The organism is Segatella baroniae B14 (assembly GCF_022024235.1).
In the GTDB taxonomy this organism is placed as follows: Bacteria; Bacteroidota; Bacteroidia; order Bacteroidales; family Bacteroidaceae; genus Prevotella; species Prevotella bryantii.
Genome location: NZ_CP091800.1, coordinates 728,839 through 754,950 on the forward strand (window position 1 = coordinate 728,839; position 26,112 = coordinate 754,950).

26 protein-coding genes are annotated in these 26,112 nt (G+C 42.4%); 11 read left to right on the plus strand and 15 right to left on the minus strand.

Annotated elements, in window-relative coordinates:
- Positions 1-109: 109 nt before the first annotated feature.
- Complete coding sequence (locus L6469_RS13020; protein ID WP_006283319.1) at positions 110-802, plus strand: DUF4840 domain-containing protein; 693 nt, start codon at positions 110-112, stop codon at positions 800-802.
- On the opposite strand, the gene L6469_RS13025 is transcribed toward L6469_RS13020, so the two are convergent.
- The 3 genes from L6469_RS13025 to L6469_RS13035 all read right to left on the minus strand — a co-directional run bounded on the left by L6469_RS13025 (position 783) and on the right by L6469_RS13035 (position 3,128).
- Entirely contained in the window at positions 783-938 is a 156-nt protein-coding gene (locus L6469_RS13025) for a hypothetical protein (protein WP_006283320.1), read from the minus strand. The genes L6469_RS13020 and L6469_RS13025 overlap by 20 nt on opposite strands.
- A 299-nt stretch (positions 939-1,237) precedes the next feature.
- Positions 1,238-1,846 (minus strand): RloB family protein, encoded by a 609-nt coding sequence (locus tag L6469_RS13030; RefSeq protein WP_074803154.1) that lies wholly within the window; start codon positions 1,844-1,846, stop codon positions 1,238-1,240.
- A gap of 1 nt (position 1,847) precedes the next feature.
- The gene (locus L6469_RS13035) at positions 1,848-3,128 is read right to left on the minus strand and encodes an AAA family ATPase (RefSeq protein ID WP_074803157.1); all 1,281 of its coding nucleotides are present in this window, start codon (positions 3,126-3,128) and stop codon (positions 1,848-1,850) included.
- Between the two features lie 438 nt (positions 3,129-3,566).
- Here L6469_RS13035 and L6469_RS13040 point away from each other — a divergent pair, with 438 nt between their 5' ends.
- From L6469_RS13040 to L6469_RS13050, 3 genes are all read left to right on the plus strand, one after another.
- The gene (locus L6469_RS13040) at positions 3,567-3,998 is read left to right on the plus strand and encodes a DUF5675 family protein (RefSeq protein WP_006283121.1); all 432 of its coding nucleotides are present in this window, start codon (positions 3,567-3,569) and stop codon (positions 3,996-3,998) included.
- 90 nt (positions 3,999-4,088) lie between these two features.
- Complete coding sequence (locus L6469_RS13045) at positions 4,089-4,673, plus strand: putative DNA-binding protein (RefSeq protein ID WP_006283120.1); 585 nt, start codon at positions 4,089-4,091, stop codon at positions 4,671-4,673.
- A gap of 429 nt (positions 4,674-5,102) precedes the next feature.
- Positions 5,103-6,221, plus strand: coding sequence for a sialate O-acetylesterase (locus tag L6469_RS13050; protein ID WP_006283119.1), 1,119 nt, complete (start codon positions 5,103-5,105; stop codon positions 6,219-6,221).
- Positions 6,222-6,331: 110 nt separating this feature from the next.
- On the opposite strand, the gene L6469_RS13055 is transcribed toward L6469_RS13050, so the two are convergent.
- Positions 6,332-7,411 carry a DNA/RNA non-specific endonuclease gene (locus L6469_RS13055; protein WP_006283118.1) on the minus strand — a complete coding sequence of 360 codons (1,080 nt, stop codon included), beginning with the start codon at positions 7,409-7,411 and terminating at the stop codon, positions 6,332-6,334.
- 14 nt (positions 7,412-7,425) lie between these two features.
- Entirely contained in the window at positions 7,426-8,466 is a 1,041-nt protein-coding gene (locus tag L6469_RS13060) for a hypothetical protein (protein WP_143067171.1), read from the minus strand.
- 291 nt (positions 8,467-8,757) lie between these two features.
- Here L6469_RS13060 and preA point away from each other — a divergent pair, with 291 nt between their 5' ends.
- On the plus strand, positions 8,758-10,284 hold the full coding sequence (gene preA / locus L6469_RS13065) for an NAD-dependent dihydropyrimidine dehydrogenase subunit PreA (protein WP_006283116.1): 1,527 nt from the start codon (positions 8,758-8,760) through the stop codon (positions 10,282-10,284).
- A 157-nt stretch (positions 10,285-10,441) separates the two neighbouring features.
- On the opposite strand, the gene L6469_RS13070 is transcribed toward preA, so the two are convergent.
- From L6469_RS13070 to L6469_RS13080, 3 genes are all read right to left on the minus strand, one after another.
- A complete protein-coding gene (locus L6469_RS13070; protein WP_143067172.1) occupies positions 10,442-11,035 on the minus strand; it encodes a hypothetical protein in 594 nt (197 codons plus the stop codon).
- A gap of 98 nt (positions 11,036-11,133) precedes the next feature.
- The gene (locus L6469_RS13075) at positions 11,134-12,543 is read right to left on the minus strand and encodes a hypothetical protein (protein ID WP_074803160.1); all 1,410 of its coding nucleotides are present in this window, start codon (positions 12,541-12,543) and stop codon (positions 11,134-11,136) included.
- A gap of 107 nt (positions 12,544-12,650) precedes the next feature.
- A complete protein-coding gene (locus L6469_RS13080; RefSeq protein WP_006283114.1) occupies positions 12,651-13,193 on the minus strand; it encodes an NAD(P)H-dependent oxidoreductase in 543 nt (180 codons plus the stop codon).
- 246 nt (positions 13,194-13,439) lie between these two features.
- On the opposite strand from L6469_RS13080, the gene L6469_RS13085 reads away from it, so the two are divergent.
- Positions 13,440-14,936 (plus strand): metallophosphoesterase family protein, encoded by a 1,497-nt coding sequence (locus L6469_RS13085; protein ID WP_006283113.1) that lies wholly within the window; start codon positions 13,440-13,442, stop codon positions 14,934-14,936.
- A gap of 153 nt (positions 14,937-15,089) precedes the next feature.
- Here the strand turns inward: L6469_RS13085 and L6469_RS13090 are convergent, their stop codons facing one another.
- From L6469_RS13090 to L6469_RS13105, 4 genes are all read right to left on the minus strand, one after another.
- Positions 15,090-15,386 (minus strand): DUF6804 family protein, encoded by a 297-nt coding sequence (locus tag L6469_RS13090; RefSeq protein ID WP_218144111.1) that lies wholly within the window; start codon positions 15,384-15,386, stop codon positions 15,090-15,092.
- A 231-nt stretch (positions 15,387-15,617) separates the two neighbouring features.
- Entirely contained in the window at positions 15,618-17,603 is a 1,986-nt protein-coding gene (locus L6469_RS13095) for a RagB/SusD family nutrient uptake outer membrane protein (RefSeq protein WP_006283111.1), read from the minus strand.
- Positions 17,604-17,616: 13 nt separating this feature from the next.
- Positions 17,617-20,628 (minus strand): SusC/RagA family TonB-linked outer membrane protein, encoded by a 3,012-nt coding sequence (locus tag L6469_RS13100; protein ID WP_223918756.1) that lies wholly within the window; start codon positions 20,626-20,628, stop codon positions 17,617-17,619.
- A gap of 374 nt (positions 20,629-21,002) precedes the next feature.
- Entirely contained in the window at positions 21,003-22,064 is a 1,062-nt protein-coding gene (locus L6469_RS13105; RefSeq protein ID WP_006283109.1) for a 4Fe-4S binding protein, read from the minus strand.
- Between the two features lie 117 nt (positions 22,065-22,181).
- Here L6469_RS13105 and L6469_RS13110 point away from each other — a divergent pair, with 117 nt between their 5' ends.
- From L6469_RS13110 to L6469_RS13130, 5 genes are all read left to right on the plus strand, one after another.
- On the plus strand, positions 22,182-22,382 hold the full coding sequence (locus tag L6469_RS13110; protein ID WP_039870906.1) for a hypothetical protein: 201 nt from the start codon (positions 22,182-22,184) through the stop codon (positions 22,380-22,382).
- A gap of 9 nt (positions 22,383-22,391) precedes the next feature.
- The gene (locus L6469_RS13115) at positions 22,392-22,514 is read left to right on the plus strand and encodes a DUF4160 domain-containing protein (RefSeq protein WP_081456342.1); all 123 of its coding nucleotides are present in this window, start codon (positions 22,392-22,394) and stop codon (positions 22,512-22,514) included.
- A 20-nt stretch (positions 22,515-22,534) separates the two neighbouring features.
- Positions 22,535-22,942: a DUF2442 domain-containing protein gene (locus L6469_RS13120; RefSeq protein ID WP_006283108.1), complete on the plus strand. Its 408-nt coding sequence runs from the start codon at positions 22,535-22,537 to the stop codon at positions 22,940-22,942.
- A 26-nt stretch (positions 22,943-22,968) separates the two neighbouring features.
- Positions 22,969-23,277 (plus strand): helix-turn-helix domain-containing protein, encoded by a 309-nt coding sequence (locus L6469_RS13125; RefSeq protein WP_006283107.1) that lies wholly within the window; start codon positions 22,969-22,971, stop codon positions 23,275-23,277.
- Positions 23,278-23,399: 122 nt separating this feature from the next.
- Positions 23,400-23,648: a hypothetical protein gene (locus L6469_RS13130; RefSeq protein ID WP_006283106.1), complete on the plus strand. Its 249-nt coding sequence runs from the start codon at positions 23,400-23,402 to the stop codon at positions 23,646-23,648.
- A 193-nt stretch (positions 23,649-23,841) separates the two neighbouring features.
- On the opposite strand, the gene L6469_RS13135 is transcribed toward L6469_RS13130, so the two are convergent.
- From L6469_RS13135 to L6469_RS13145, 3 genes are read right to left on the minus strand one after another with little or no spacing between them, the layout of a single operon-like run.
- On the minus strand, positions 23,842-24,654 hold the full coding sequence (locus tag L6469_RS13135) for a metallophosphoesterase (RefSeq protein ID WP_006283105.1): 813 nt from the start codon (positions 24,652-24,654) through the stop codon (positions 23,842-23,844).
- Positions 24,647-25,522, minus strand: a complete 876-nt coding sequence (locus L6469_RS13140) for a nucleotidyl transferase AbiEii/AbiGii toxin family protein (protein ID WP_006283104.1) — start codon at positions 25,520-25,522, stop codon at positions 24,647-24,649. The genes L6469_RS13135 and L6469_RS13140 overlap by 8 nt, the downstream gene beginning before the upstream one ends.
- Complete coding sequence (locus tag L6469_RS13145) at positions 25,519-26,082, minus strand: type IV toxin-antitoxin system AbiEi family antitoxin domain-containing protein (protein ID WP_050787948.1); 564 nt, start codon at positions 26,080-26,082, stop codon at positions 25,519-25,521. The genes L6469_RS13140 and L6469_RS13145 overlap by 4 nt, the downstream gene beginning before the upstream one ends.
- Between the last annotated feature and the right edge of the window lie 30 nt (positions 26,083-26,112).

Consider the following 26,112-nt stretch of genomic DNA (forward strand, 5'->3'; position numbering starts at 1 on the left):
CCCACTTCAAAGAATAGAATATCGATTTAGAACATTTAACGCCCGACGATGCAGGAATTTCCGACAATTCGCATTTATATAAACAGGTACATTAATAACAAATATCGAAATGAGAACAATGCAACTTTGGAGGATTGCATTTGTGATGCTTGCAGCTTTCTCCCTCGCCTCTTGCAGCAGCGACGACAATGTGGAGAGACGGCTAACGAACACACAAAAGGAAACATACGGGCAGAATATATCCGGCGAATATCCTGGTGAGTATATCATTATATATAAGGACAAAAATTGTACGGATATGACGGACGAGAAGGGGCGACACATAATAACAAAAGCCCATGAAGCAACATTCGGTGACGTGCAACTTGAAGTGTCCGACTATAAGATGCAGCATGTATTCTTTCAAGACTTCCCCGTATCGCTGATTTCAAAGGTCGTAGATGCAGACAAGGAATTGAGCGACGCGCTTGCAGAAGCAGCTCCACAAGCCATCACTGCCCGTTACGACCTCGGCTACGACACGGACTATGAGCAAATCAAATGGGCTTTTACGCCAAATGTAATGTCGCTATATCTGGTCTATGGCGGAGCCGACCATCATATCCGCATAGAGTTCAATAGCAACTATAATTATATCTGCGCAGCGGATGAACTGACACAGCCAAACTCTTTCCTATCACTGGCAAAGACTGGCGTTGCCCTGCAACTGAAAGCCATCTACGACGGCTCTAATCTTATCCAGCGTTTCGGAGCAGAAGAAGGAAACTATATGCATATTATTTTCAAGGCATCCCCATCATGAAAAAGGTAATATTCATCCTGTTTGCTCTTGCTTTGGTTTCGTGCCGCCCCTCATCAAACCAGTCGGCCTCGGAATCATCTGCAAGTGATTCTGTAGAATTAAAGAAGCAGGATGCATGGAAATCAATTTCTGCCATTACGACACTCTCTTCCTTGTCAATGGAAGGGGAGACAGTCTGGCTGGCCATAGGCCGACATCAAGACATGTGCAAGCCAATCCGTCAACTTTACAGTTTGAATTTGTTTTTAATTCATGTGGAAGTGTTTTGGGCTTTCGCAAGTTCACAATAGAAGTGCAATTTTCTGAGGTGTAGTGGTATGAAAAACGGAATGAATAAAAAGCAGATTGCAACTGCAATAAAAGTGAGTCAAAGTAGCATTTCACGCGAATTGAAGCGTAATTGTGGTGCTCATGGTAGATATAACTATGAAACTATTAGTCCAACCCTTTCAGTTTCTTCATTAACCTTCCGAGCTCCGAGTAAGTATAATCTCTATCACTCTTAAGTTTCTCTTCCACAGACCGATTGGCATTGGCCATAGCATTTTCGAGACTGCCACCATTGCGTTCAAAGTAACCATGAAGTCCTTTGGTCTTGATGAAGAATTCTATTGTCTTCCGATACTCCACACATTGATTCAGGTCTTTGAGTAAAGGCTCTTGTGCTTCGTATGGACGTGAGGTGTAGCGGAAATAGTATAGGAAGAACAGTTCTGTGCAGCGGTGAGTCTCGAAGAACTCCACCTCGCAGTAGATACCTTTCTTGGGCTTGTTGATAGGCTTGGCATACTTTGCCTTTAGTTTCTGATATTGTGAATGCTCTGGCTCCTTGTCCTTCGTGTCCATATCGATGATGCAGAAGATATGGTTGTAACCCATTGCCACGCCCTCTGCTATCTTGGCTTCCAGTTCCTTGAGGTTGGTATGCTTCGGATAGTCGGGTTTAATGGTCAGACGTTTGAACATGTCGCATAAGGACTTGAAATAGAAGAACTCCGTTGGCCCTTCACCCAGGATGAGTGCTGTCTGTCGTTGCTTTCCCATATCAGTCCTCCAAGTTGATAAAGATACTACCCAGTTCTGGTTTGGCTCCCAATCTACCAATGCGGTATGAATTGTAAAGCGAGAGATTCTTGTGCAAGCCGAAGGAGTCGCCACGAGCATATTCGGATGAAGCTGTCTCTTTGTTCTTCTCGACAAACCACACCACACCTCGATTCTCATTTATCATATCCTGTGACAGAAGGGTGGTTTCCTGGCTCGTGATAATCAGCTGCGACTTATCGGAGTTGAAGATGAAGACGTTGAGATAGTAGTACAGCAGGTCATTGTGCAGATCCTCGCCCAGTTCATCAAGATAGTACACATGAGGACTCGTTATCAAGTCGTACAAGGCATCCAATATGCGGATATACTTCTGAGTACCCTTTGACTGCCATCTAAGAGGAATATCAAAGTCACCATTGTCGGAATGGTTCAAGAAGGTGATGGAATCTGTGGTTGGCTTCAAAAGCACATCTTTCATCTCCTCGGGGATGTTCTCTTTCTGGATGCGCTCGCGGAAATCATTGGGCACAATGCGGTCCTCCACAACAGGACGATATTCCAGAATGTTCAAGTCGGCCTTCTGGAGCATGGTGTTATAGAACTTACGCTTCTTAGAATTGCTATAAGCATCCTTCAAGATCTCAACAAGTCCCTTTTCTACATTGCCGTCCACATCGTGATAATTGGCCATAATCCAAGCGTGAAGTGTGTTGAATGGAGCTATGTCTTCTTTCAAGGCAGCCTTTCGGCATACAGATAATACACTGTGATTATTTAAGGTGTTTTCTCGGATGCTTTCCTGTGTCTTGACTTGCAGTTTGAGACTCGCACCGAACTTGATGTCTGCCTGTACATTCTCGCCCACAAAACTACGCTCATAGAACAGCGATTTCGATTTGTTTGGATAATAGTACAAGGCTTCACTTAAAATGTGCTTGCCGTTGAATTTGACATCGTAGTCATATCGGGTGCCATCGGCATAGAATGACACGTACATTTCCGTTGGTTCATCTTTGGTGAGTACAAAGGGTATGTAACCGCCAATTTCGACTGTCGCATCCGATTTAGGCATGACCAACAGACGGAATACCTCATTCATGGCTATCAGCATATTCGACTTACCCGAAGCGTTTGAACCATATAGGATGCCTAACTTATACAAGAACACACCATCAGCAATTTCGGTGACAAGTTCCGAAGATGGTCCCTTGGCCACGAAGCTTAATTCCTGCTTGTCGCGAATGGAAAGATAGTTCTTTACCCAAAACTCTCGTATCATACCGCAATATTTTATCTATTATCGTAATTTTGCTACGAAAATACAAATAACATTTTATAAAGACAGCACATCTATCTCTGATTTTCGTAATTATGATACGTTTTTATACATATTTAACTACAAGATAGATATTGAGATAGCAAATTGGCACCGATTTGTGCTCCGAAGTAGTTATCCGATATATTATCCTTTCGGTACGCCGTTTGCCCATGAAAATACCAACATACAGCCCTTGAAGTATAATGGCAAGGAGTTAGACAAAGTGCATGGACTGAACGGCAATATCATAGATACTCAGTCGGGGAGATTTTATTCATCGTTTTTTGGTTATTCCGATATATTCAACCAGTTGTTGGATATATCGGATATTTTTTTGACCCATACTTATCGTATCTTTGCAACCGTAATCAGAAACATATACACAAACACAAAATGAATATGAAAATAAAAATTGCACGTGTGGCCCGTAAACCTTCTTATACGATAGGTCACTTATTTATCGACAGGCATTACTTCTGTGATACCCTGGAACCGCCAGACCGCTCATTGACATCGGCATCGACGTATGATGATATCCTTCTGGCGAAGTGCAAAGGACCGACAGCGATACCTCAGGGCATCTATCACGTGACACTCACGAAGAGTCCGAAGTTTGGCTGTATCTTACCTCAGCTGATGGCTGTACCCGGTTTTGAAGGCATTCGTATCCATGCCGGCAATCGGCCGAATGATACACGAGGCTGTGTGCTGGTAGGCTTCAACAAGTTGAAAGGCATGGTGATCAACAGTACATCTATCCTCAGAATACTGATCGACCGAATGAATGCAGCCATCGCCAGAGGTATGGATGTAGAACTCGAAATCAGATAATTACAATTCACATAAACACAAACGAAGTGGAGAAGCAACGCTTCTTCTGCCGACAAAAAACAGAAAAGTCGGAATGCTCTCTGTAAATATATGTCAGTAAAATATCGATTGGTACAAGAAAAGCGAAAAAACGCAAAGAACCTAGGTAAATGGTATGCCCGTGCTGTTGCAGTAGGCATGGCAGACACAAAAGTATTAGCGAAGAATATCGGACTTCGATGCACCGTGACTTATCCGGATATCCTGGCCGTTATATCTTCTCTCGTGACCGAAATCTCATTACAGCTTCAGGAGGGAAAACGTGTTAAGTTGGATGGATTAGGCAGTTTTAAGATTGGATTAAAAACCTCTGCAGCCGAAACGGCTTCTACGTTCTCCCCGGCTGCTAACATTCATGGTTTACATGTACTATTCAGTCCAGAAGTAACCGTCGACAGTTCAAATCACATGCGTCATAATCCGCTGATAGAGGGTATTCGTGTAGAGAATCTGGCCGACTATCAGGATGCGGGTACCCAGATTGCCGTAAATGAGCGTAAAAGTAAGAATGCTGGTAACGGTGCTGCAGCAGGTGACGATAAACCTGCAAGTGGCAATACTGATAATAATAACTCTGGTAGCAATACCCCAGGAAGCGGTTCAGGCAGCACTGGCGACGACAATAAGGAATTTTAGTAGTAAAGAAACGGAGGTATGCTCTTGAAAAAGAATGAAGTAACGCTTCTACTCAAGATACTCGCCACCCTGATATCGAGTATTCTCGGTATCGTGGGTGCGAGCAACGTGGAAGACTCGGATGAGTAAATATGCTCATCTTCCTCGTAGTAACATATGGCGATGGTTATCGCTCTTCCGCATAATCATACAGTGGATTATTTTAATGGTGATGTTGTTATCATCATGTTTATGAAAGTTAAGGGGATGGACCTGGTATTATCATTCAGGTTCATCCCCTTTCAAATTTTTAGGTTTGATGAAGTGAATGGGTATGTTAAGTAAACTGTTAAATGCAGAAAAATATTTTATAGTTTAAGATAAATGATTTACTTTTGCAATAAACTATAAAATCAATTTTTATCATAAAACCTTATAAATAACGTACAAATGAAACGTAAATGGCTTATTGCAGCAGGAATGTTGCTTTCTTTTGCCTTGACAACACATGCCCAGGACAAAAATTTCCATATCTATCTATGTATCGGACAGTCGAATATGGTAGGTGCTGCTAAAGTGCAGCCAGCAGACTCTGTTGTGGATGCTCGTTTCCAGTCGCTTAATGCAGTCAATGATCAAGACCGAACCATGGGCACCTGGCGTAAGGCAGTGCCACCACTCTGTCGCCGTTATGCAGGTATCGGTCCAACGGATTTCTTCGGCCGACAGATGGTGAAGGTTTTACCAGAAAAAGTTCGTGTGGGTGTCGTACACGTGGCTGTAAACGGATGTGCCAGTGACCTCTTTCACAAGAATCTTTATCAAGACTATGTGAAGAATGTTACAGCCGACTGGATGAAGAAGGAAATCGAATATTATAACGGTAATCCGCGTCAGCGTCTGCTCGATATGGCTCGACAGGCTCAGAAAGAGGGTGTGATTAAAGGTATTCTTTATCATCAAGGCGAGACGGATGCTTGGAATGAGGGATGGTTAGATAAAATGAAATTTATCTATCAGGATATCTTAAGTGAACTGCATCTGAATGCTAAGCAGGTACCTTTACTGGTAGGTGAGGTTGTGGGCAACGATCAGCATGGTGTATGTGCCGGAGCAAATAAAATGATCGACCGCATTCAGGAGGTTATCCCTACTGCCCATGTCATTTCATCATATGGATGTCAGGTTGGTCCGGATAATCTACATTTTGCCCATGAGGGCTATGAGGAACTGGGCAAGCGTTATGCGCTGAAAATGTTAAGTCTGGAGGGCTATCAGGTAGATGCTTCTGCTGCTTCCATTGCTACGACGAAGTCTGAAGGAGCATCCTTTAAGCTTACGGCTACGCTGAAAGGGAATAAGGCGATAGTTACATCAGACCAGCCACTGAAGTCGCTCGAAGTAGTCAGTTTCTCAGGTCATGCTGTACGCCAGCTTACACTGAAGGGTGAGAAGAAAGTGGAAGTCAACCTGAAAGGGTTGAAGGAACCTGTACTTGTCTTTGTTGGTACAGCAGTGAATGGGGCTAAAGAAACCTATAAGATTTATATGGAGAAGAGTAAGCAGTAAATCTGTCATGTGCAGATTCATATGTTTGAAAGATGATAATACAGTCGAGGGTGTGCTCAATCGTTTGAACACACCCTCGATCTTTTTTGGTATATACGTTTTTAATCGTTTTATTGAGAGACCTTGACACTCCAGTAATCTTCATCGACCGTAGCTTCGACTTGTCGTTCGATAGCATCTGGAAGATTACAGAAGAAATCGATACCCGTACGACGTTCCAACTCATCGATGGTAATATATTCAGTTGTAGAATTGCTCTGATGTGGCGACCAGATTCCAAGCGCATCGTAGCTATTCAACTCTTTGTTATAAGCCAGTAGAGCCATGTAGAAATATTTCGGAATAATCATATGGAAGTATGAATCAGAGGCTTCACCATTGCTCTTGGATGTATATCCGAGGATTTGGTCTTCGTTATCAATGGTGGCAGCCTTAACAACGTAAAGGGTATCGCAGATAGATGACCATACATCGTGTACTTTCGTTTCCAGATTAGCCCAGACACCGCCATTGTGATCCTGGTTTTGAGGTTGCATATTGCTCAGATAGAAGGTTTGGTCGTTAGACTCTCTTGAGCAAAGACGATCGTAAGAAGGGCAGAGGTGGCCTCGAGAGTAACCGGTATTCTTGTAATCGTTGAGCGTGGTGCGACAATCGGCATCGATAAGCGAATCTTCGCGGAAATTGTCGCTTCGACCAACGGCCTTTTGGAGAACCTTATCGTACATTTCATAGCAAGTCCATCGGTTGGCTCTCTTATCGCCGTCCCATTCGAGCGAGTAGTTTACGCCAGCGACATCAGAATAGTGACTGATTTCGAAAGTACGATTAGAGCCCTGATAGAAACGAGGGAATTCCAATCGCCATCCCTCCTTATTCTTTGCCAAGTCAGCTTCGTTATTACGGTTTAAGTTTTCACCAGCAGCTTCGCCATCGCCCCAGAATACGACATACTTAATCTGTGAGTACAAGTAGTCGGCAGACTCTTTGCCACGGACATACACCTTGATACCCAGAGAGTCGCCTTCTGGCGTATAGATGATACGGGTAGAGTCGAGCTGATTATAGTCAAAAGAAACCGTAACCCCATTCTTAAGATATATAGAATGAGCGAGTTTCTCAGTTGTCGTCTGAGCCATAGCCACCCAAGCAGACAGGAGGCAGAGGCTTAAAGATAAAAATTTTTTCATGATGCTTACCTCCTTTATTTAATCGTTATTTTGTTACCATTGAGAATATACACTCCTGCAGGCAATAGCGCTTGATTGGTACCACGGTTGACACCGTTAAGATCGAAGAAATATCCCTGATGGCTGCGAGATACAGCTTCTATCTGCAGGATAGCCGTTTCTACATTCGATTCCGTTACAGGGTCAGCGATGAGCAGCAGATATGTGCTGGTCTTCTTGATACCATCGAGAACAGACAGACCATCCTGAAAATTCTTCTTGCCAATGATATAGCCCGCAACATGCTGCTGAACCTTCATCGTAGGATTCTTGGTGAAACCACGCATGATGAGGACATCACCCTTGTCATTTTTGAGAGTAGCCTGATCGTCTTCTACAGCGATGACACGTGCATTCTCGCTATCGGCGATATAGAGTTGAGCGATAGTTCCATCAGCCAACTCATTCCACTCACTGATACTCTTTACCGAAGCCGTAACAGCCTCATCGGTCTGATCGCCTGTTGTCGGATTATCTGTTGACGGATCTGTAGAACCGGCAGCCTCACCATCTACGGTGAGCGTTACATCATCGAGGAAAAAGCGGTTTTTACTCTTCTGAGCAGCAGCGAAAGTAATCTTAACCCCATTGCTCGCACCAATAAGTTTGATAGTATAAGTTTTCCACGTTGCATCGCCCAACTCCACAGAAGTCTGTTCGAGCGTACCACTACTGGCACTGATTTTCAACGTCTTGCTATCATTAGCCCAAGCACCAGCTCTGAAGGATACCCAGGTCGTGTCCTTGACACCATTAATAGCAGGTGTAACTGCAGAGCCCAATGAAGAATTAGCTCCGAACTTGAGACACTGAGATGCACCATAAGCCTTTGTCAACTCCCATCCTTCGTTATCGGTCTTTACGCTGTTATTATTAGCAATAGACCCTGTCCAGGCGTCGTCATTGCCACCAGTACCCGAATTCTCATTAAAACTCTCGTAAAAAATTTGCGTTTGAGCAAACGTCGATAGTGGTAATGCCATCAGACATACCATAGATAAGATTATCGACTTCATTCTGTTTTGTGTCATTTTATCTTTAACTAAATCTTTTTCTTTGGAAAAATAATATCTTCTCTAATACCCTGAACTTCTATATATACGAAATCTGTTATAGAATTATCTATATACGATGCAAATATACAATAATTTTATCGATTCCTATTAAAATAGAGCCTTAAATCGTTGGTTTATACCTGTATTTTTAGTATATTTGTATACGAAGTAATTCATTTTGAGCTTGAAGTAATATATTGAGCCGTCGCGTGTTCTATTTTCGCATTGTTAACTTTAAAACACCTATTGACTATGATTCATTTTGATAATTATCCCTTCATTGATATCTCTGAAGTGAACAGATGTTTACTTTGTCATGATGCACCTTGCACGGCTTCTTGCTGCAAGCAGATGCCAGTAGGCGATATCCTTCGTTCGATATATTTCTCGAATGGTATGGGTGCGATAAACAGGATGGATGGCAAGACCTGTGCTACCTGTGAAGCCCCTTGTGAGCAGGCCTGTGTCTTGAATCAGCACACCTATCCGGTGCCGATCAAGTCTATTCTGAATCATCTGACAGAAGGGTCGCTCTCGCAATATGAGGCGTTGACCTCAACCGCTGACATGCCCGATATCTCTACCGATATCTGTGGTGTAAAATTAGAAAATCCATTCATGCTCAGTTCCTCTGTGGTAGCGAGCAATTACGAGATGATAGCCAATGCTTTTCGGGCAGGATGGGCAGGTGTATCGTTTAAGACGATTTGCAATTTCCCTCAGCATGAGGCTTCTCCACGATTCAGTACAATCAGTAACCATGCCAATGCCTTCTGTGGATTTAAGAATATCGAGCAGTTGAGCGATCATAGTGTAGACGAGAATATGGAAGTGTTCCGTCAGCTCAAGGCAGAATTTCCAAATAAGGTGATTGTGGCCTCTATTATGGGACAAAATGAGGAAGAGTGGACCACACTCGCTCGAAAATGCGAGGAAGCTGGCGCGGATGTCATCGAGTGTAACTTTAGTTGTCCGAATATGGAAAACGATAAGTTGGGTATCACGATCGGACAGGATGCTACACTGATAGAACGCTTTACTCGTGCTACACGCTTAGGTACGAATTTGCCGATTCTAGCCAAGATGACGCCGAATATCACCGACATGGTACCGATGGCGATTGCGGCTAAACGTGGCGGTGCCGATGGTATAGCGGCCATCAACACGATTAATAGTATCACAGGGGTAGACTTAGAGAGTCTGGTGGCCAAACCTGAAGTACACGGCTACTCAATGGTAGGCGGCTATTCCGGACAAGCCGTGAAGCCGATAGCACTGCGCTTTATCAGCGATTTGGGCCACAGTGAAGAACTTGCCGATATGCATATTAGTGGTATGGGCGGTATAGAGAGTTGGATAGATGCCGTAGATTTTCTCGCCTTAGGAGCTAACAGTCTACAGGTAACGACTTCAGTTATGCAGTATGGTTATCGTATAGTAGAAGATATGATCAGTGGTTTACAGTTTTATCTGAAAGCCATCCACATGGATCAGTTGAAGAAACTGAGCGGTGTAGCACGGAAAACGGTGGTCAGTCATACCCAGGTAGAGCGCGATACCATACTGTATCCGCACTTTAATCACGAACAGTGTATCGGTTGTGGGCGCTGCTATGTGGCATGTATGGACGGTGGACATCAGGCTATCGCCTTCGACGCCAAGAGACGGAGACCAAAACTGATTGGTAGCAAATGTGTGGGATGCCACCTCTGTCGACTGGTATGTACCCGTTCGGCTATCGGAGTAGCACGAAAGCGAGTAATCCCTAACCAGGCATAGCGTATTTTGTAAGTATATATAAGGATGCAGGTTGCATCATTTAGAAGAATCAATACGAATAAAGGGCGGCATCTGTTCTGTTTCTGTAGAACATGATGTCGCCCACATTTGATCATTTCATATACAATGATCAGATCTGGTTATATAGGAAATACGCTTACTTTTTACGATGGTCTTCTATCGTATACCCCTTAAAGTTAGCAGCAGGGTAGTGGAAGATAGAATCGTGAATATTGCCAGCTTTGAAATCGAAAATCTTCACGGTCGTCCAGAAGAAGGCCACTTTGATACGCAAGTAAAGCGGGTAGTGAGTTTTCTTATCGATTACCCCAATTGCCTGACGGATACCAAAGATTTTACTCGATTTCGGTTTCAGACAGATCTGAATACCATCCTTGCAATAAGACCAGCTATAGATATAATCGTTGAGATCATATTTAAACTTAGACAAATATTTATCTTTGCTGTCGTCGTCAGCCCGATAAATACCTACAGTCTTCTTTTTCTTATCTACCTGATAAGCCGTTACACCATTATTCCACGACATATATCGGGCTTCGGTATAGCGACTCTTCTTCCCCTTATACCAGATGGTGCCTTTCGTCTTATATAAACCGATGATATTGACATCATAGCTCAGTGTGGAACCTTCAGGACCGAATACCATATGGTATACACTGTTAAAGAGTTTCCGGGCTTCTTCTGCATTATTATCAGCACGCATCGTGGTGCCCGAAAAAAATAAGAGCAACAATATGCAAGTATATTTGGTTCGTAGAAAAAGCCATTTCGTGCGAAAAGTTTGATAATAATTGTTTGTGTGTAATTTCATAAGCTAAAACCAATTATTTAATACTGAATGACAGCCAGTTTGCCATTCTTAAAATATAGATAATTACCCGTACCATAAATAAACAGTTCCCACCAGCCATTATCGGTTACGGTGCTCGTCTTGTCTCTCGGCATACCCCACGCTGCCTCGCACATCGGTTTGGTAAAGTCTGGTTTTACCATACCCTGTACAATCCATTTCGCATTTTTGTCGCCATATTTGTCGGCGAGGATGTCGAAATAATGCTGCTTTTCGCTTTTATCCAATACACCCGAAAGCGGATGTCCGTCAGCAGGTTGCAGATAATACGCCAACGAGTCGCTCGTCAAGGCGATGCCTTTGTAAGGCTTAAACGCATCATTATCTTGAAGAACGAGGTAGGGTATATAATAGTAATTGCTCCCTTCGCCGGGACGAAGAACCGGGCGAATGTCTACTACTTTATAATAGCGATTAGAGATTTGTCCACCTACGTAATCGTTCATTCCTGCCAACTGCTGATTTCTCGCGATAACCGGCATATACTTCTGTTGTGGCAATTGGCGAATGTAAAATGTCTTCCCCTTGAGCTGGTTGATATGACGATACAAACTGTCGCCAGCATACGCTTGGAGGCACTGTCGGGCATAATCACTTGGTGTGGTGATATGGTCGAAAGTACTCTCGTTTTCGATTTCCAGATAGCGTTTGATACGATAATCATCCATCGAAATAAACTCAGCTACGAGACGGTCGCGATTAATCGCCTTGTATGGCTGAATATGGTAGACGATATGAGGATCTTTCTCATAGTCTGTAAAACTGGCATATTTATCAAGATACGAAAAACCGCGGAAGGTGAGGTCGCGCATGATATGAGGTGTGCGAGCTAACCATTGGTGCACATTAATAAAGTACAGATGATGGTAATAGGATTTGGCTTTTTCGAAAAGTCCAAAGGGCACCTCGTGCAGCCGAATAGCAAAAGGTGTATAATAGTTGGCGATAATCTCTCCCTTGAGCGATTTATCGGTATCATACGGTTTCTGGTAAAACAAATCTTCAAGAATCTTGGCAGCATTGCCATCCTTTCGATGCAAATAGAGGGGCAGATGCAAAATGACATCCTCCAGTTCATCATCCACCCGAATACGAAGATTGATCGAAGAAGTCTCCACCTTACCTGTGAAGATATAACGATATTCTTGCACTACGACCTGTCTGCCCAGAATATCAGTGGAGACCTGCTCATCAGGAGTAAAAATACCATCATTCCATGCATCAGAAACATAGACATATTTCAAGTTACGATTGCCATTCTCGTAGGTAGGAATTACAATCGGTTTGCCAATCAACGATTCTAAGTAGTTGAATGATTGTGTGCCATGGCCCCAAGTATGCAATGTATATAGAAATAAAAAAAAGGTACACAGTAATAATTTCATCATATCTTCCGTTTTCTCATGCGAAAATACGAATATTATTTGGAAAACAAATATGTTTGCTTGAAATAAATGATGTAATGATGGTAGATTTTACTGAAATGACGATTATTCTATCGGATGAGCTTTACAATCTTATCGACATGCTCTTGCACAGCGCGGGCTGCAGCTTCAGACAAATGCCCCGAACCAGCATTGAGTAAACCTCCAGTAAAGACGCCACCTAAATATTCCATATTACAGAAGACTGCGCTCACCTTAAAGCGATTCAGGATATCCTGATCGGTTATACCCAAGTTACCACCCTGATAGATTTCTGTAGGAGCGCCAGCAGTAATGCCGAATATAATCTTCTTACCTTTGAGTGCTGTTCCCGTGCTGCCATAAGCCCACCCGTGAGCGAAGGTTTCTTCCCACCAGCGCATCGTAAGTGCTGACATCGAATACCAGAATAAAGGTGACTGTACGATGATAATATCAGCTTGCAGCAGTTTCTGCTGTTCAGCCTGAATATCAATTTTGAAGTCAGGATAAAGTTCTGCGAGATTATCCACTTCTACACCTGGAATAGCTTCTGTAAGTTGCTTAACGATTTCCTTGTTTGCTACTGAATAGTCTTGATACGAGTGACCGATTACCAATAAAACTTTTGCCATAATATAGTGTTTTAATGCGTAATATAAAAAATAACTTGTATTGCAAATATACGATTTTAAATTGATAAAACAAGAAAACCGCTCTTTTATTACCGAAAAAATGTGGCTTAAATGGATGGCACACAGTCGTTTTAGCTATAAAAATTAAAAATACGATTCGAAAAATTAAAAATCATGTTGCGGTTTCAATTTTTATTGTATCTTTGCAGCCAGTTTTCAGGTAGATCAATATTAGCGTATTTATGTATGAAGAAGTTTCTTTCTGTGTTAGTTGCAGTTTTGGCAACTATTTCTATTTCAGCCTCTAATGGCTTTACAGTTAGTTCAGTTTCATCTATTTCATCAGGTAAAAAGATTATGTTATGGACCGACTTACATGTCATGAATCCTGCTTTGCTGGTCAATGCCGGTAATGCATGGCAGAATTATCTGGCATCCGATCGAAAGATGGTCGACAAGAGTTGGGAGATTTTCGATGGGATGGTTGATTTCGCTTTGGCTGAAAAGCCTGATATGTTGCTGGTTGCTGGCGATTTGACGAAAGACGGTGAAAAGCAGAGTCATGTTTATGTGGCTACAGGCTTGCAGAAACTGGTGGATGCCGGTATTCAAGTGTATGTCGTTCCAGGCAACCACGATCGTGGTACGAATAGCAATGCGGTAGCTTATGATGGTGATGTGGTTACTCCAGTAGAGGTGGCTGATGATTCATTTTTTGAACAGACATATGCTACGATGGGGTATCAGCAGGCTACTGCACGCGACGAACATTCACTCAGTTATATCGTTAAGCCTTTTCAAGGGCTCACGTTGCTCTGTATAGATTCACGTCAGGGTAAATTAGCTGACGGCACTCTACTTTGGGCTTATCAGCAGGCTGTTGCTGCGCGTAAAGCGGGTGAGAAGGTCATCGCCATGATGCACCATGGACTCATCGAACATTTCTATAAGGAAGACTTTTTCAATAGTACGGCTTTGGCAGAATATCACGAAACGATAAAGGATTCACTGCTCAGTGCAGGTGTACATGCCGTATTCACAGGTCATTTCCACACCTCCGATATTGCTAAAGACTATGTCGACAGCGAAAAGAATTCAATCTACGATATCTCAACCGGCAGTTTGATATCTTACCCTTGCGACTTTAGAGAAATGGTACTCAGTGATGATTTGAGCACTTTAACCATACAAACTCGCATGGTAACAGGATTGGCTTCTGAATCTGATTTCTCAAACTATGCCAAAGGACGTTTCCAGTCGAGTGTACGAAAGATTTTCGAAGCTCAGAATCCGCTTTCTGCATCCATGAAACAGTTGATGGCTTCAAGTTTAGAAACGATCTATAACAGACTGATAGAAGGAGCTACCCTTCAGGCTGAAGGGAATGAAAATTTAAATGAACGTTCTGAAGGGGTGATTACCGATTTGACCGCTACCTTAGGTGCCATTAAGAATTTGTTAGGTGAATCAGCTGCGATGTTCCCACTTTTTGTGTATGGTGAAGATATGATAGCGAGTATGCTTACCGACCAGTCACCATATCTTACCGACCGCGTGAATGTAACTAACGATCGGGAACTTTCGATAGCTTTAGACAATACGACTACGGGAATCACTTCTATCGCAGATACTACGACGGCAAACTCTGATGATCTTTGGTATACTGTTCAGGGTGTACGTGTTCAGCAACCTACACGTGCCGGTGTATACGTAAAAAATGGGAAAAAGATGCTGGTCAAGTAATTAATATGCCGAGGAAAAGAGGATTGTCGAGGAAAAGAAAGGCCTCAAATAAACATGGATAGTTTCGTCAAAAAGACAATCCCATAAAAAGGAATAAGTGCAATTCACGAGGTATATGAAAAAAATAAGTAGTTTTTATGAAACGGATAAAGACTACTTCTTTTTTTTCTTAATCAAATCATTCTCTATACAATAAAGTATAATCAGGAAACTTCCGAGAACAATATCGATAGTATTCCAAATCGGTTTATCAAATTTAAACTTGAAAAAAGGCTGAAAAAGGATAGCCAGTCCCGTAAAGAGTGTTCCCAGAACATTCTTATTATCTTTAAAATAGAAGAATGCATAATAGACAAAAAATACCGCTGACGCTAAACGAATGAATTCGTAATAACCATGTTGCATGTCGAGCGTAGCAATAAAGAGGACAAATCCCCATATGAGTTTCATATATTTCATGGTTTAACTCCTTTTACTATAATCCTATTATCGTTCTATGATGATGTTTTTATATATTATTCACGTTTCTAAAAAAATGGTCTCAATGTGCCTTATTTATGTGCAAAGATACAGATTTATATTTAAAAAGCAATAAATTCTTATATTTTTTCCAGTAAAAAAAAGTTCTGACCGATATCCCATCGGTCAGAACTCCATCTCTTAATCTGTTAAACTATATTTCTATTTAAAGTCATATCCTGGATTTTGATATGCAGCTTTCTCTTCAGGAGTCATCTGGAGAGCATTTAGTGTACCCTGTGGGATAGGAGCGAGGTACAAGTGCTTCTCGATAAAGCGTGTGTGAGTCTCAGGAGTATGGAAACCAGGTTTGTCACCGCAAATACGATACGTCTTAGCTTTATCCTCCCAAGTCTGGGTACGAATCAAGTCGAAACGACGCTTGCCTTCACCAAAGTATTCGCGCATACGCTCATCCAATATATAATCGATAGTGATGACCTGAGGAGTAGCGTCAACCATCTCTTTACTGTAGTCGGCACTTACTGGTTTGTTATCGTTTACGTTATATACCCATTTACCAGCACGAGCACGAAGTGTATTCACCAAGTCGCGTGCAGAATAGTTGGCTTCTGTAGTAGCCCCCTTCACAGCAGCTTCTGCAGCGACGAGATAGAACTCAGAGAACTTCAGAATGTTGAAAGGACGAGTACTACCAGCATTTGGCTGACCTAAGGTGTTACCGTTGTCTGTACGGAAAGGACCCTGTTTGTACAACATAGGGTAGCACAGACGGCTAATACCCTCAGTACCGATAACATAGTCTGCACGACCAGGGAGAGTACCTGCGCCGATACCATCTTCTCCAGGATTACCATCCTTCTTCTGATCATCCGTAGAAATGGCAGGATAGTTGATGGTTTCGCCTTGTGGCTCATCGATGAAGCTCAAAATAACATCACCAGGCTTCACAGTCATGCCGTTCGCATTAACCACCTCAGCATCTTCTATACCACCTTTATTCCAGTTGCCATGGAAGCGAGTGGTGAAAGTGCCATCATAACGAGAATCGTGTACTTTATCCTTAAACTCGTTTTGGAAGATATCGATAGGAGTAGCCATACGAGTCCATGGGCGACCCAATGCCTGAACAGCTTCACGCTGAACAGGGTTCATGTTACTGCCATCTTTCTTCTTACATACCATAACGGTATAGTTCCAGCAGCCCATCCATGATACGAAGTTATCAGGAGCACCACCGCTACCATACGTGAGACTACCCTGATTATACTGTTCGCTGGTCTCGGTATGGTCAGCATACAACATCATCTCCTTGTTGCGATCATATTCACCCGAAGTAGTCTCGTAGTAAGTATCCATCAGGCCATAGATACCAGGATTCTTAATACCTTCAAGAGCCGTATCGTAAGCCTTTTGGAAATAATATTTCGCATCGTGTCCATCAGGATCAGTACGTGAACACTCAGGATAGGTAGCGATATTATTAGGATTTTCGAGCCACCACGCATAAGTAAGGTATGCCTGAGCCAAAACTAATTTAGCGACATTCTTGGTAGCGGTACCGGTGAGGCGAGGTGTCTCAGGAAGATTCGCCACAGCCTTCTCCAAATCAGGGAAGACGGCACGGGTATACACCTCAGGTACAGTGTTACGAACAGAAGTACGAGCCGTAGTGGTATTAAATTTCAATTCGCCTGCACCCAGATCCAATGGTACACCACCGAAGGCCTGTACCAGCTGGAAGTAATAGTATGCGCGGAAGAAATAAGCCTCACTGATCAGAGCGACATCCGCATTGTTTTTTTCACCGTTCTCAATAACACCACTGGCACTATTGATATATCGGAAAGCAGTGCCCCACAAGGCGTCAGAACGGCTTGTACCAGCCTGGATACTCCCCTTGCTCGTCAGGTCGGCATCCTTAAAGTTACCGTCTGCACTTTGTGCATAGGTATATTCGTCAGTACCTGTTTCGCAATAGTTAAAATAATACGCATTACCATAGAGATCGCGAAGCGATGAATATAAGGCAGTAAGTCCACCCTCAACACCCGTAGTACTTTCGAAGAAACCAGGGTCATAATCACTTCTTGGCTGTTCATTGAGCACATCGCTACATGAGCTTAATACCGCAAGTCCCATGAGAACCGTGCTGACAGTTGATATTTTGAAATATTTATTTTTCATGTTTGTTAATCGTTTAGAAGGTTAAGTTAATACCGAACAGGATGTTACGTGTAGATGGTGTGTTATAACCGATTACAGGCATCTTATGTGCTCCAGTCCATGAGGTAACGGCTGATGTACTACCATCGTTAGCGAAGGTGTTGGTTTCTGGGTCAAGACCACACTCGTTGGTATAAGGAGAGAAGAGTACGAATGGGTTTTGGATAGTAGCATAGAGGCGGAGACGGCTGATACCGAAATCTCTTACGGCTCTTAGCTTATCAAAGTTGTATCCCAAAGTGATGGCACGTACTTTAAGATAACCTGCACCGAAATAGCCTAATGTGCTGGCATACTTAGGGTTATCGCCACTTGTTATACCACCTGGTTTAGGGTATTTAGCACCAGTATTCTCTTCTGTCCAGTAGTCTACGTCGAGGTTACCGCGACGACCTGACAACATATTGAGATAACCATTACCACTGTGTATAGTAGAGATAACCTTACCACCAATCTGGAATGCACCGATAACCGTGAGATCAAAGTTCTTATAACCTACAGTTGTATTGAAACCACCCATCAAGTCTGGTTCCATGCTGATGATTTCACGGTCGTTATCGTTGATGGCGCGGGTAGGAGAGCCGTCTTCATTATATTCACCATGGTAAGCCACCTTAATCATACCGACGTTACCATTAGGCTCGAGGATATTCAGATAAGGATCACCCTCTTGCCACAGACCAATCTTATTATAGTCGTAGATACAGTCGATAGGATGACCAACGAACCAGTTGTTGCCTTCATCGCGATCAGCCCCTGAAGCCAAAGCTACCAGTTTGTTTCTATTCTGATAGAGGTTGATACCCATATCCCAGTTCCAACCATTCTTATTATCGATGATGGTTCCGTTCAATGATAATTCCCAACCTTTATTTTGTGTCTTACCGATATTACCCGTATAACTGTCTACACCCGATGTAGAAGGGAGAGATACAGAAAGCAACAAGTCGTTGGTTTTCTGGGTGTAATACTCGAAGGAACCTGACAAGCGGCCACCGAAGAGGGTGAAGTCGAGACCAAAGTTCCAGGTAGAAGAGTACTCCCAACCTAACTCCGTATTAGGTAGTGTAGATACATAATATCCCGTTTTGTAGGTAGTAGGACCGAAGTTATATGCACGTGTACTCAAAGCACCTAAGGTAGAATAAGGATTAATACTCTGGTTAGAGGTTTCACCATAACCTACACGGAGCTTCAGAGCATCAATCCACTTCAAATCTTTCATGAAGTTTTCTTTCGCAATATTCCAACCTGCAGAGATAGCTGGATAGGTATGCCACTGATGTCCTTTGGCCAAACGGGAAGAAGCATCTGCACGGAAAGCGACACTCAACATATATTTGTCGGCATAAGAATACATCGCACGGCCCATCCATGATACCAGACCACTCTGCCAATAGCGCTGATTACCCGGATTTACGGTTATTTCACCAGCTGCTGCACCAATATTATAATACTGGAAGTATTCTGCTGGAATCTGCTGACCAGACATATTGGTCTGTTCGAAACGGGTCTGTTCAGCTGAATACATACCTACGAGATTCAGTTTATGATCTTTTGCAAAGGTATGATCGTAAGTAATCAAGTGCTCGATAGCCCAGTTCTTCGTAATATTATTGAGTGTAGAAGCGTTGTTGGGACTGGTTGCATTATCGCTGCCTATACCAGTACCGGTAAATGCACCATTCTTAGACTGTTTGTAGTTTAAACCGACATTTACGCGATAGCTTAAACCATCTACCCAAGGGCATTTCACTTCGGCAAACATGGTGTTGTAGCTACCGAAAGCTCGTGTCTCATTGACATAAAGTTCATCGAGATGTTCTACGACATCACGGCTGAAAATATAGGTATGGTCGATAGGCATATTAACGACACGCTTTGGATTACCATTTTCATCGTAAGGTGATGCCAATGGGCTCATACTCAAAGCATTGTACATACCTACCTGTGAGCCGTTCGTGATATTATAATTATTGTTGGTCGTCAAACCGACATGGAAGTATTTACCTACATTCTGATCGAAGTTAGCACGTACGGAATAACGGTCGTAACCCTGGGTAGGGAGAACAGACTCATCGTGATAATAACCAGCACCAATAGAATAGCTACCACCCTTTGTACCACCACTTACACCCAAGTCATGACTTGTAGTGACACCTGTGCGGAGCAACAGATCTTGCCAGTCAGTGTTCGTATTATCGTCTTCCTCAATCGTATTCTGATATTTACCAGCATACTTACGCATCGCAGCAAATTTCTTTCCATCCATCATTGGATACTTTTTGAAAGTATTCTTGAAACCGACGTAAGCATTATAGGTAATTTTGGCTGGAGCACCCTCGTAACCCTTGGTGGTGGTAATCATAATAACACCGTTGGCACCACGAGAACCATAGATGGCTGTTGCAGATGCATCTTTCAAGATATCGATACTCTTGATGTCTGCTGGGTTGATATCACTCATGGTTCCCATGAAAGGTATACCGTCGAGTACGATCAGAGGGTCGTTACTTGCGGTCAATGAGCGCTGACCACGAATTCTGATCTGCATTTCAGCACCTGGTTTGGTAGAGGTCTGTGTCATCAGCACACCGGCAACTCTACCTTGTAAAGCCTGTGCAGCATTGGTAGCAGCAATCTGATTTAACTTTTCACCATTTACATTGGCTACAGAACCGGTTACCGCTTCTCTTCGCTGGGTACCATAACCAATAACGATGACATCATTCAAGCTGCGACCTTCTTCTTCCAAGGTAACTTGAACTGAATTTTTGCCGCCTACTTGTACTTCTTTGGTTACATAACCGATATAAGAGATGACAAGCGTAGCTCCTGATTTGACATTGAGCGTAAAGTTACCATCTAAATCGGTTACAGTACCGTTATGAGTGCCTTTTTCTAAAACTGTGGCACCAATCAGTGGACCTTGTGAATCATTGATAGTACCTGTAATCTTTTTAGCTTGTTGTACGGATTGCGACATATTAACACCTGTCTCAGCGTACACTCCGAGTGGATTAACAAGTCCCAATGTGGCACCTAATCCAAAAATTAAGGTTGTTTTGCTAAAGTTTTTAGACATGTTATTAAGGTTTATGTAATTAGATTATTTTGTTAACTTGCGGACAAATATATGGAATAGAACAAAAAAGTACTTTGCAAAACGTATCATTTACTTTGCAAAACGTATTATATTGCATAAAACTACTATAAAGGCACGATTTACGAGTGTATAAGCGCTTTTTCTTAGGTGTATAAGGTTAAGATATGGAAATAAAAAACCCTTGATGATAGAATATCACCAAGGGTACATGAAAAAAAATATTGTACTTTGCGAACTATTAGAGCAGTTCTCTGTTAAGCCATTTTAATGAAAGTGCCCGTAGGACATACAAATCGACAGTAAGGTCTCGGCACGAAATAGGATAATAGGATGAAAATAGCTGCTAATATCAAGACGACTACTGATGCAGAGGTAAAGATAAATGCGCTGAAGATTTCATAATCCATCCATTCAAATCCGATACCGCATAACATCAATACGGTTAGCGCAGCCCATAATATTTTTCTGAATCGATTAAGCATCACGATATACTTGGACTTGATCTTCCACTTCTTCTTAGAAGTCTTTCCTACCAGTTCTTGCAAAGATCCACATGGGCAGATATAGTTGCAATAATAATTCTTTTTGCCGAAAAGTGGATATATGAAAGCCGTAATCAGCATGATGATCGGTATTATGGATACGTACCAGTTGATACCATTCGACGCATAACTCAAGAAGAGGGTATAACTTAAGAAACTACCACTCCAAAAGCCGAGTACGATTGTATTGAGTATTTGTTGTATCGTACGATACTTTTTGCTCTTATAATATAAAGGTATAATAGCAGCCATCAAGACAACGATGAGTCCTGCTATCGTCTTTATACTTAGGTCGAACTTTTCCCAGATAGATGGTTCTTTGGCATTTTTTGCAGCATAAGCCAATCCCACTTTCATATTCCCGATAATAGCTCGAGAAGAAAAAGTAGCACCACTCACAGCGTCTACCTTTAAGGCCAAAGCCTCTTCAGGAGTCTTGCCATTCCATTTTGTCAGTAGAGCTTTTGCTTCATTAAAGAATTCAGGTGTTTCTGTATTCTTTAGAGCCTTTACCTGAACGATTTTTCCCTCTTGACTGAGATATATTTCCAATGGCACTCTACCGGCATATCCTGTGATATCTTTGCCTAACGTAGAGGTATTGATCACTCGAGTGCCATCATCCAGCGTGCGCATAGGTTCTGCCGCCTGGATAGTATCTTGTGTTGTTGTTGTTTGCTCTTTGCCGAATATTCTCCCGTCACGTTGATAAGCTGCACCCATCACTAAAATGATGCAAACGAGCAGAAGAGCGATTTGCTTTACTTTTTTCATGCTTTTAATTCATGTTTTTTAATATATATAGCTTCAACCTATTTTTCAAAGCAGTAATCATACGGTGCTGACTGACTTCGGTTTATGATTTGAACCGTACAAATGGACTTCTAGGAAATGGAATTTTGTGATTTTCATCCCTTTAGTCCATCGGCAGATCTTCCACTAAACTCGCTCTTCGCTCAGAAGAGTATCATCATCAGTTCTGCACGTATGCGATGCAAAGATAACGAAAAATCACCAGAAACATTTTTTTTGGGCAAAAAAATTGTTGGTATCGAAAATAATTCCTATCTTTACAATGTCATTATAAAATGAGATCGAGATATGCCAGAAGTATTTAGATTCTTTGGATTCTCCTTCTTCTTTTACAGTAAGGAGCATGAGCCTGTCCACGTTCACGTTGAAGGGAACGGTGGCATGGCTAAGTTCGTATGGAACGGAAAATAGTTAATAAAGGGGGATACGTTATGAAGATTACAAAGATTTGGTTTACTGCTGATCATATATTCGGCAGAGACGAAGAGGGAAAGGAGTACAGCCAGTCGTTGCTCTGGTACCCTAAGTTGAGGACAGCATCCGATGAAGAACGTAGCCAATACACCTTTGGCTATGACGGCATCCATTGGCGGAGTCTCGATGAAGACATCAGTTTTGAGAGCTTTACCTATGAAGATTCAGAGCCTTCAGCCCTTCAGCGTTTCTTCCTGACCCACAAGGAAATCAACGTGGCAGAATTTGCCCGTTCTATTGGAATGAACGCCACACTACTGCGTAACTATATTAATGGCTTCAAGAAGCCTTCTGCTGAGAGGGAAAGAGAAATCCTCGCCCATATTCATAAACTAGGTAAGGAGATGATTGCTGCCTGTTTCTAAACTATAGTGTATTCCAGCAAGAAATTATGAAGGATGTAATTGCACGACTGAAAGAACATCAGTCGCCCACACCTTCCAAATGGAGGGAGAGGGCAGAGTGGAGGATGCAGAACAAGTCGTGGCTGCGTCATTCCCAGCGTATTGCCGTGAAAATGCTGGAGAAAATGGATGAACTCAGCATGACCCAGAAGCAGTTGGCTGATATGATGGGGTGCAGTCAGCAATACGTTTCAAAGGTTCTGAAAGGTCAGGAGAATCTTTCTCTCGAAACCATGTCGAAGATAGAAGACTGTCTGCACATTTCTTTTCTCAAAGAAGAATTGGAGATGGCATAAGTAACCATAACCTTAAGGGAAAGGAATATGATTATGAACATTCAGAACCATACAGCCTCGTAATGTTTAACCGAGACGGCATGAGACAGCCATCCGTGTCGCCTCATAACATTTACGAGACAATGAGCAGAAGTAGAAAGCGAATGCCAGGCAGCACATGGTGCTGCTGCAAGTCGCAGAAGAAAGGAAAGCAGGCGAGTAACCGTAAGTTCCGCCGTACGGCGCATGTGTTGTTACATCAGGGAAAGACGCATCTTCTTCCCTTAAAGTCCTTCGAGATAATGAGTCCTTGGGATTTAGGTGGTGATGGAAAGCATTTCTGTGGCTTCCATCCTGAAGAAGAGTGGTTTGTCAAGCTGATGAGGAAGTAGTTTATAGAGTTGGATAACTGTTGTTAACCAGACTATTAGAGAGGCTAACAACAGTTATTTTTTGCAGATTCTTGCAATTGCTGTGAAGCGAGTGAAGTGTGTATTGCCGAATCTATATAACTGTACAAAACTACTACACTTCTGTCTAATAGTAGTATGTTTGTACATAATAGTGTTATAAAACTTGATTTAGTCAAGGGGTAATTTCAGCCAGTTCCATGATGTCTAACATCTTGAATAGGACTCCATCAATAGATGAATGCCAGCTTTGATGAAAGTGACCGTAATACCAATGTGTAAGTGTCTCGGGCACTGCTCTCAATTTGGTATAGATTGCATCCATTGTCTCACGTTCCTTCTGTACGTCATCTAACAGACTGTTGTCATATATTGCCCATTGCAGTAATCCGTCTTTGTTCTGTAGTTCACAGAAAGATGGAGCACTATGCGTCACTACTGTATCTATCTTATGCCAGTTGGTTATCTCAGATAATAAGTCGTTGTTGAAAACAGGAGCTTCACCTTGCCAATAATAGTTGGGTGAAAGAAGTTCATTGTCAGAAGAGTTATGGCTGTACCTATATGCCTTTCTTTGATTGTGTTTCCATGCATCTATTCTTGGCTGACGGTCAACAGATATTGCTCCACCAACACAGAGTATGGTGTGACCATTGGCTTTGACTACAGAGTAGTCGGGAATACAAGTAAACCTTTTATGCCGGAATGTCTTTCCGTCAAAGTAAGCTGGATTGTCATGGTTGCCACGGATGAAAAGAAACCAGTTGTTGGATTCATTTACTCGCTTGGTATTGCGCTTGACAATATTCTCATAGTACCCTTTTCTTTCAAAGCCAAAGCCGCAATCTCCTGCTACAATGACCAGAGTATCTTTCATCTGATATTGCACACAAACTTTATTCACGAGGAGATTGAAGTCCCCGTGAATGTCGCCACAGATGACAATGCTGTAGCAGTCTGGGAAATCGTATGTATGGTACTTATTCATGTGCCAGAATCTCCCAATAAGGGCGTAAAGTGTCTTGTATGTGTGTCACAACTTCAGAGAATGACATTTCCCCTTTCTTTGTGATTTTACGCAAGAATGCCTGCCATCGAACTTGCATTTGCTGGTTGTTGGCAAAATCATCGCGGAAAAACATAGTGTCAGCATCATATGAAGTATGCCTGTTCTCAAATGTATGCACAATAGCTTCTTGTAGTATCTCACTGTCATATTTTTCTTTTGACAGCAGATGATACAGGTCGTAATAGTCTTTCATGCGGCTGCTTTGGTCTGCCAGATCAACCACTGCATGGAATTTCTCTGCAATAACTGTTTCAAGCGAGTAAGCCAGAATGTTTACAGCTGGCAGACTTTCAAGCAGAGTAGGATAGTCTAGTTCTATTGGACTTGGGGTGACAACATCACCAAAGCCGATGTCCATCGTCAATACTTGTGAAATTGTGTCCATTCTAACTGGTATGCTCAGTCGTATACCATGATAATCCTTGAACTCTGTGATGTTCTGTGATGTAATATTTTCGATGTCATAGATAACTCCGTCTTCATCGCATGGAACGGAACAAATCTCTTTGAATGCTGCAACGATTGAAGTTCCTTCATTACTTATATTTTTTCCAAGGAAGTCTATATCCAATGTTGGGCGCGCTGCAAACTTTTCGTATGCATACATCAAAGCACCACCTTTCAGATAGAAGTTGTCGCGGTATCTTGTCTGTGACATTCTGTATAGCAGACGTTCCTGAAAGAAACGAGTCAGGATGGTCTGATGGAAGACATCTTCCTTTTTGGAAATGTTCAATAGTTTGCTGCGGATAGATTTTCCGTAATTTTTTATTGTTTCGTTACTCATAGTTTCACTTGCAGATATTGTTCAAGAATCTTTCCCACTCTCAATCTTCGGGCATAGTCCATCAACTTGCTTAGGTTTCTGTCTGGACGTTCAAGATAGTTATTGATGATTTCGGAGCAGACATCCATACCTACTTTATTGCGAAACTTTACCGCATCGCACACACATCGTTCAACATCGTAGAGACGAATATTGAAGCCATCAATTATCATCGATATTACACCAATTTTTAGAAGGTCTTCCGTATAATGATGAACCTCCATTCTTGGAAAAGAAGGAATAGAGACTTTTCGCCCTCTTTTGATGGCGATATGAAAAGCCTGTGGCATGGAAGTGGTAAGCTGATGAATGCTCCATGCTGACCAAAGGCATAGAATGCCTTCAGGAACAACGGCATTGATGTCAATCATGTTGCCACTGAGTTGGTCTATATTGGCATACACACCACGACGGACCTGGATAAGCTCTCCTTGCTTGGCACTCTTCAGCATCTTATAGTAAGCTGTTCTCCCTTGCTTTTTTACAGAGGCGGAAGAAAGATATGTATTCCGTTCTTTCATATTCTTATCTTTGAAAATCGGTACAAATAT

Coding starts and splice junctions, on each gene's coding strand:
- L6469_RS13040 (WP_006283121.1), top strand. CDS start 3,567: ATGAAAATAAAAATTGCACGTGTGGCCCGTAAACCTTCTTATACGATA.
- L6469_RS13020 (WP_006283319.1), top strand. CDS start 110: ATGAGAACAATGCAACTTTGGAGGATTGCATTTGTGATGCTTGCAGCT.
- L6469_RS13030 (WP_074803154.1), bottom strand. CDS start 1,846: ATGGGAAAGCAACGACAGACAGCACTCATCCTGGGTGAAGGGCCAACG.
- L6469_RS13115 (WP_081456342.1), top strand. CDS start 22,392: ATGCCAGAAGTATTTAGATTCTTTGGATTCTCCTTCTTCTTTTACAGT.
- L6469_RS13145 (WP_050787948.1), bottom strand. CDS start 26,082: ATGAAAGAACGGAATACATATCTTTCTTCCGCCTCTGTAAAAAAGCAA.
- L6469_RS13135 (WP_006283105.1), bottom strand. CDS start 24,654: ATGAATAAGTACCATACATACGATTTCCCAGACTGCTACAGCATTGTC.
- L6469_RS13025 (WP_006283320.1), bottom strand. CDS start 938: ATGGCAGAAATTGATTTCCATGCATCCTGCTTCTTTAATTCTACAGAA.
- L6469_RS13120 (WP_006283108.1), top strand. CDS start 22,535: ATGAAGATTACAAAGATTTGGTTTACTGCTGATCATATATTCGGCAGA.
- preA (WP_006283116.1), top strand. CDS start 8,758: ATGATTCATTTTGATAATTATCCCTTCATTGATATCTCTGAAGTGAAC.
- L6469_RS13045 (WP_006283120.1), top strand. CDS start 4,089: ATGTCAGTAAAATATCGATTGGTACAAGAAAAGCGAAAAAACGCAAAG.
- L6469_RS13035 (WP_074803157.1), bottom strand. CDS start 3,128: ATGATACGAGAGTTTTGGGTAAAGAACTATCTTTCCATTCGCGACAAG.
- L6469_RS13090 (WP_218144111.1), bottom strand. CDS start 15,386: ATGAAACTCATATGGGGATTTGTCCTCTTTATTGCTACGCTCGACATG.
- L6469_RS13085 (WP_006283113.1), top strand. CDS start 13,440: ATGAAGAAGTTTCTTTCTGTGTTAGTTGCAGTTTTGGCAACTATTTCT.
- L6469_RS13095 (WP_006283111.1), bottom strand. CDS start 17,603: ATGAAAAATAAATATTTCAAAATATCAACTGTCAGCACGGTTCTCATG.
- L6469_RS13130 (WP_006283106.1), top strand. CDS start 23,400: ATGAGCAGAAGTAGAAAGCGAATGCCAGGCAGCACATGGTGCTGCTGC.
- L6469_RS13100 (WP_223918756.1), bottom strand. CDS start 20,628: ATGTCGCAATCCGTACAACAAGCTAAAAAGATTACAGGTACTATCAAT.
- L6469_RS13055 (WP_006283118.1), bottom strand. CDS start 7,411: ATGAAAAAATTTTTATCTTTAAGCCTCTGCCTCCTGTCTGCTTGGGTG.
- L6469_RS13125 (WP_006283107.1), top strand. CDS start 22,969: ATGAAGGATGTAATTGCACGACTGAAAGAACATCAGTCGCCCACACCT.
- L6469_RS13075 (WP_074803160.1), bottom strand. CDS start 12,543: ATGATGAAATTATTACTGTGTACCTTTTTTTTATTTCTATATACATTG.
- L6469_RS13110 (WP_039870906.1), top strand. CDS start 22,182: ATGGAATTTTGTGATTTTCATCCCTTTAGTCCATCGGCAGATCTTCCA.
- L6469_RS13105 (WP_006283109.1), bottom strand. CDS start 22,064: ATGAAAAAAGTAAAGCAAATCGCTCTTCTGCTCGTTTGCATCATTTTA.
- L6469_RS13060 (WP_143067171.1), bottom strand. CDS start 8,466: ATGAAGTCGATAATCTTATCTATGGTATGTCTGATGGCATTACCACTA.
- L6469_RS13050 (WP_006283119.1), top strand. CDS start 5,103: ATGAAACGTAAATGGCTTATTGCAGCAGGAATGTTGCTTTCTTTTGCC.
- L6469_RS13080 (WP_006283114.1), bottom strand. CDS start 13,193: ATGGCAAAAGTTTTATTGGTAATCGGTCACTCGTATCAAGACTATTCA.
- L6469_RS13140 (WP_006283104.1), bottom strand. CDS start 25,522: ATGAGTAACGAAACAATAAAAAATTACGGAAAATCTATCCGCAGCAAA.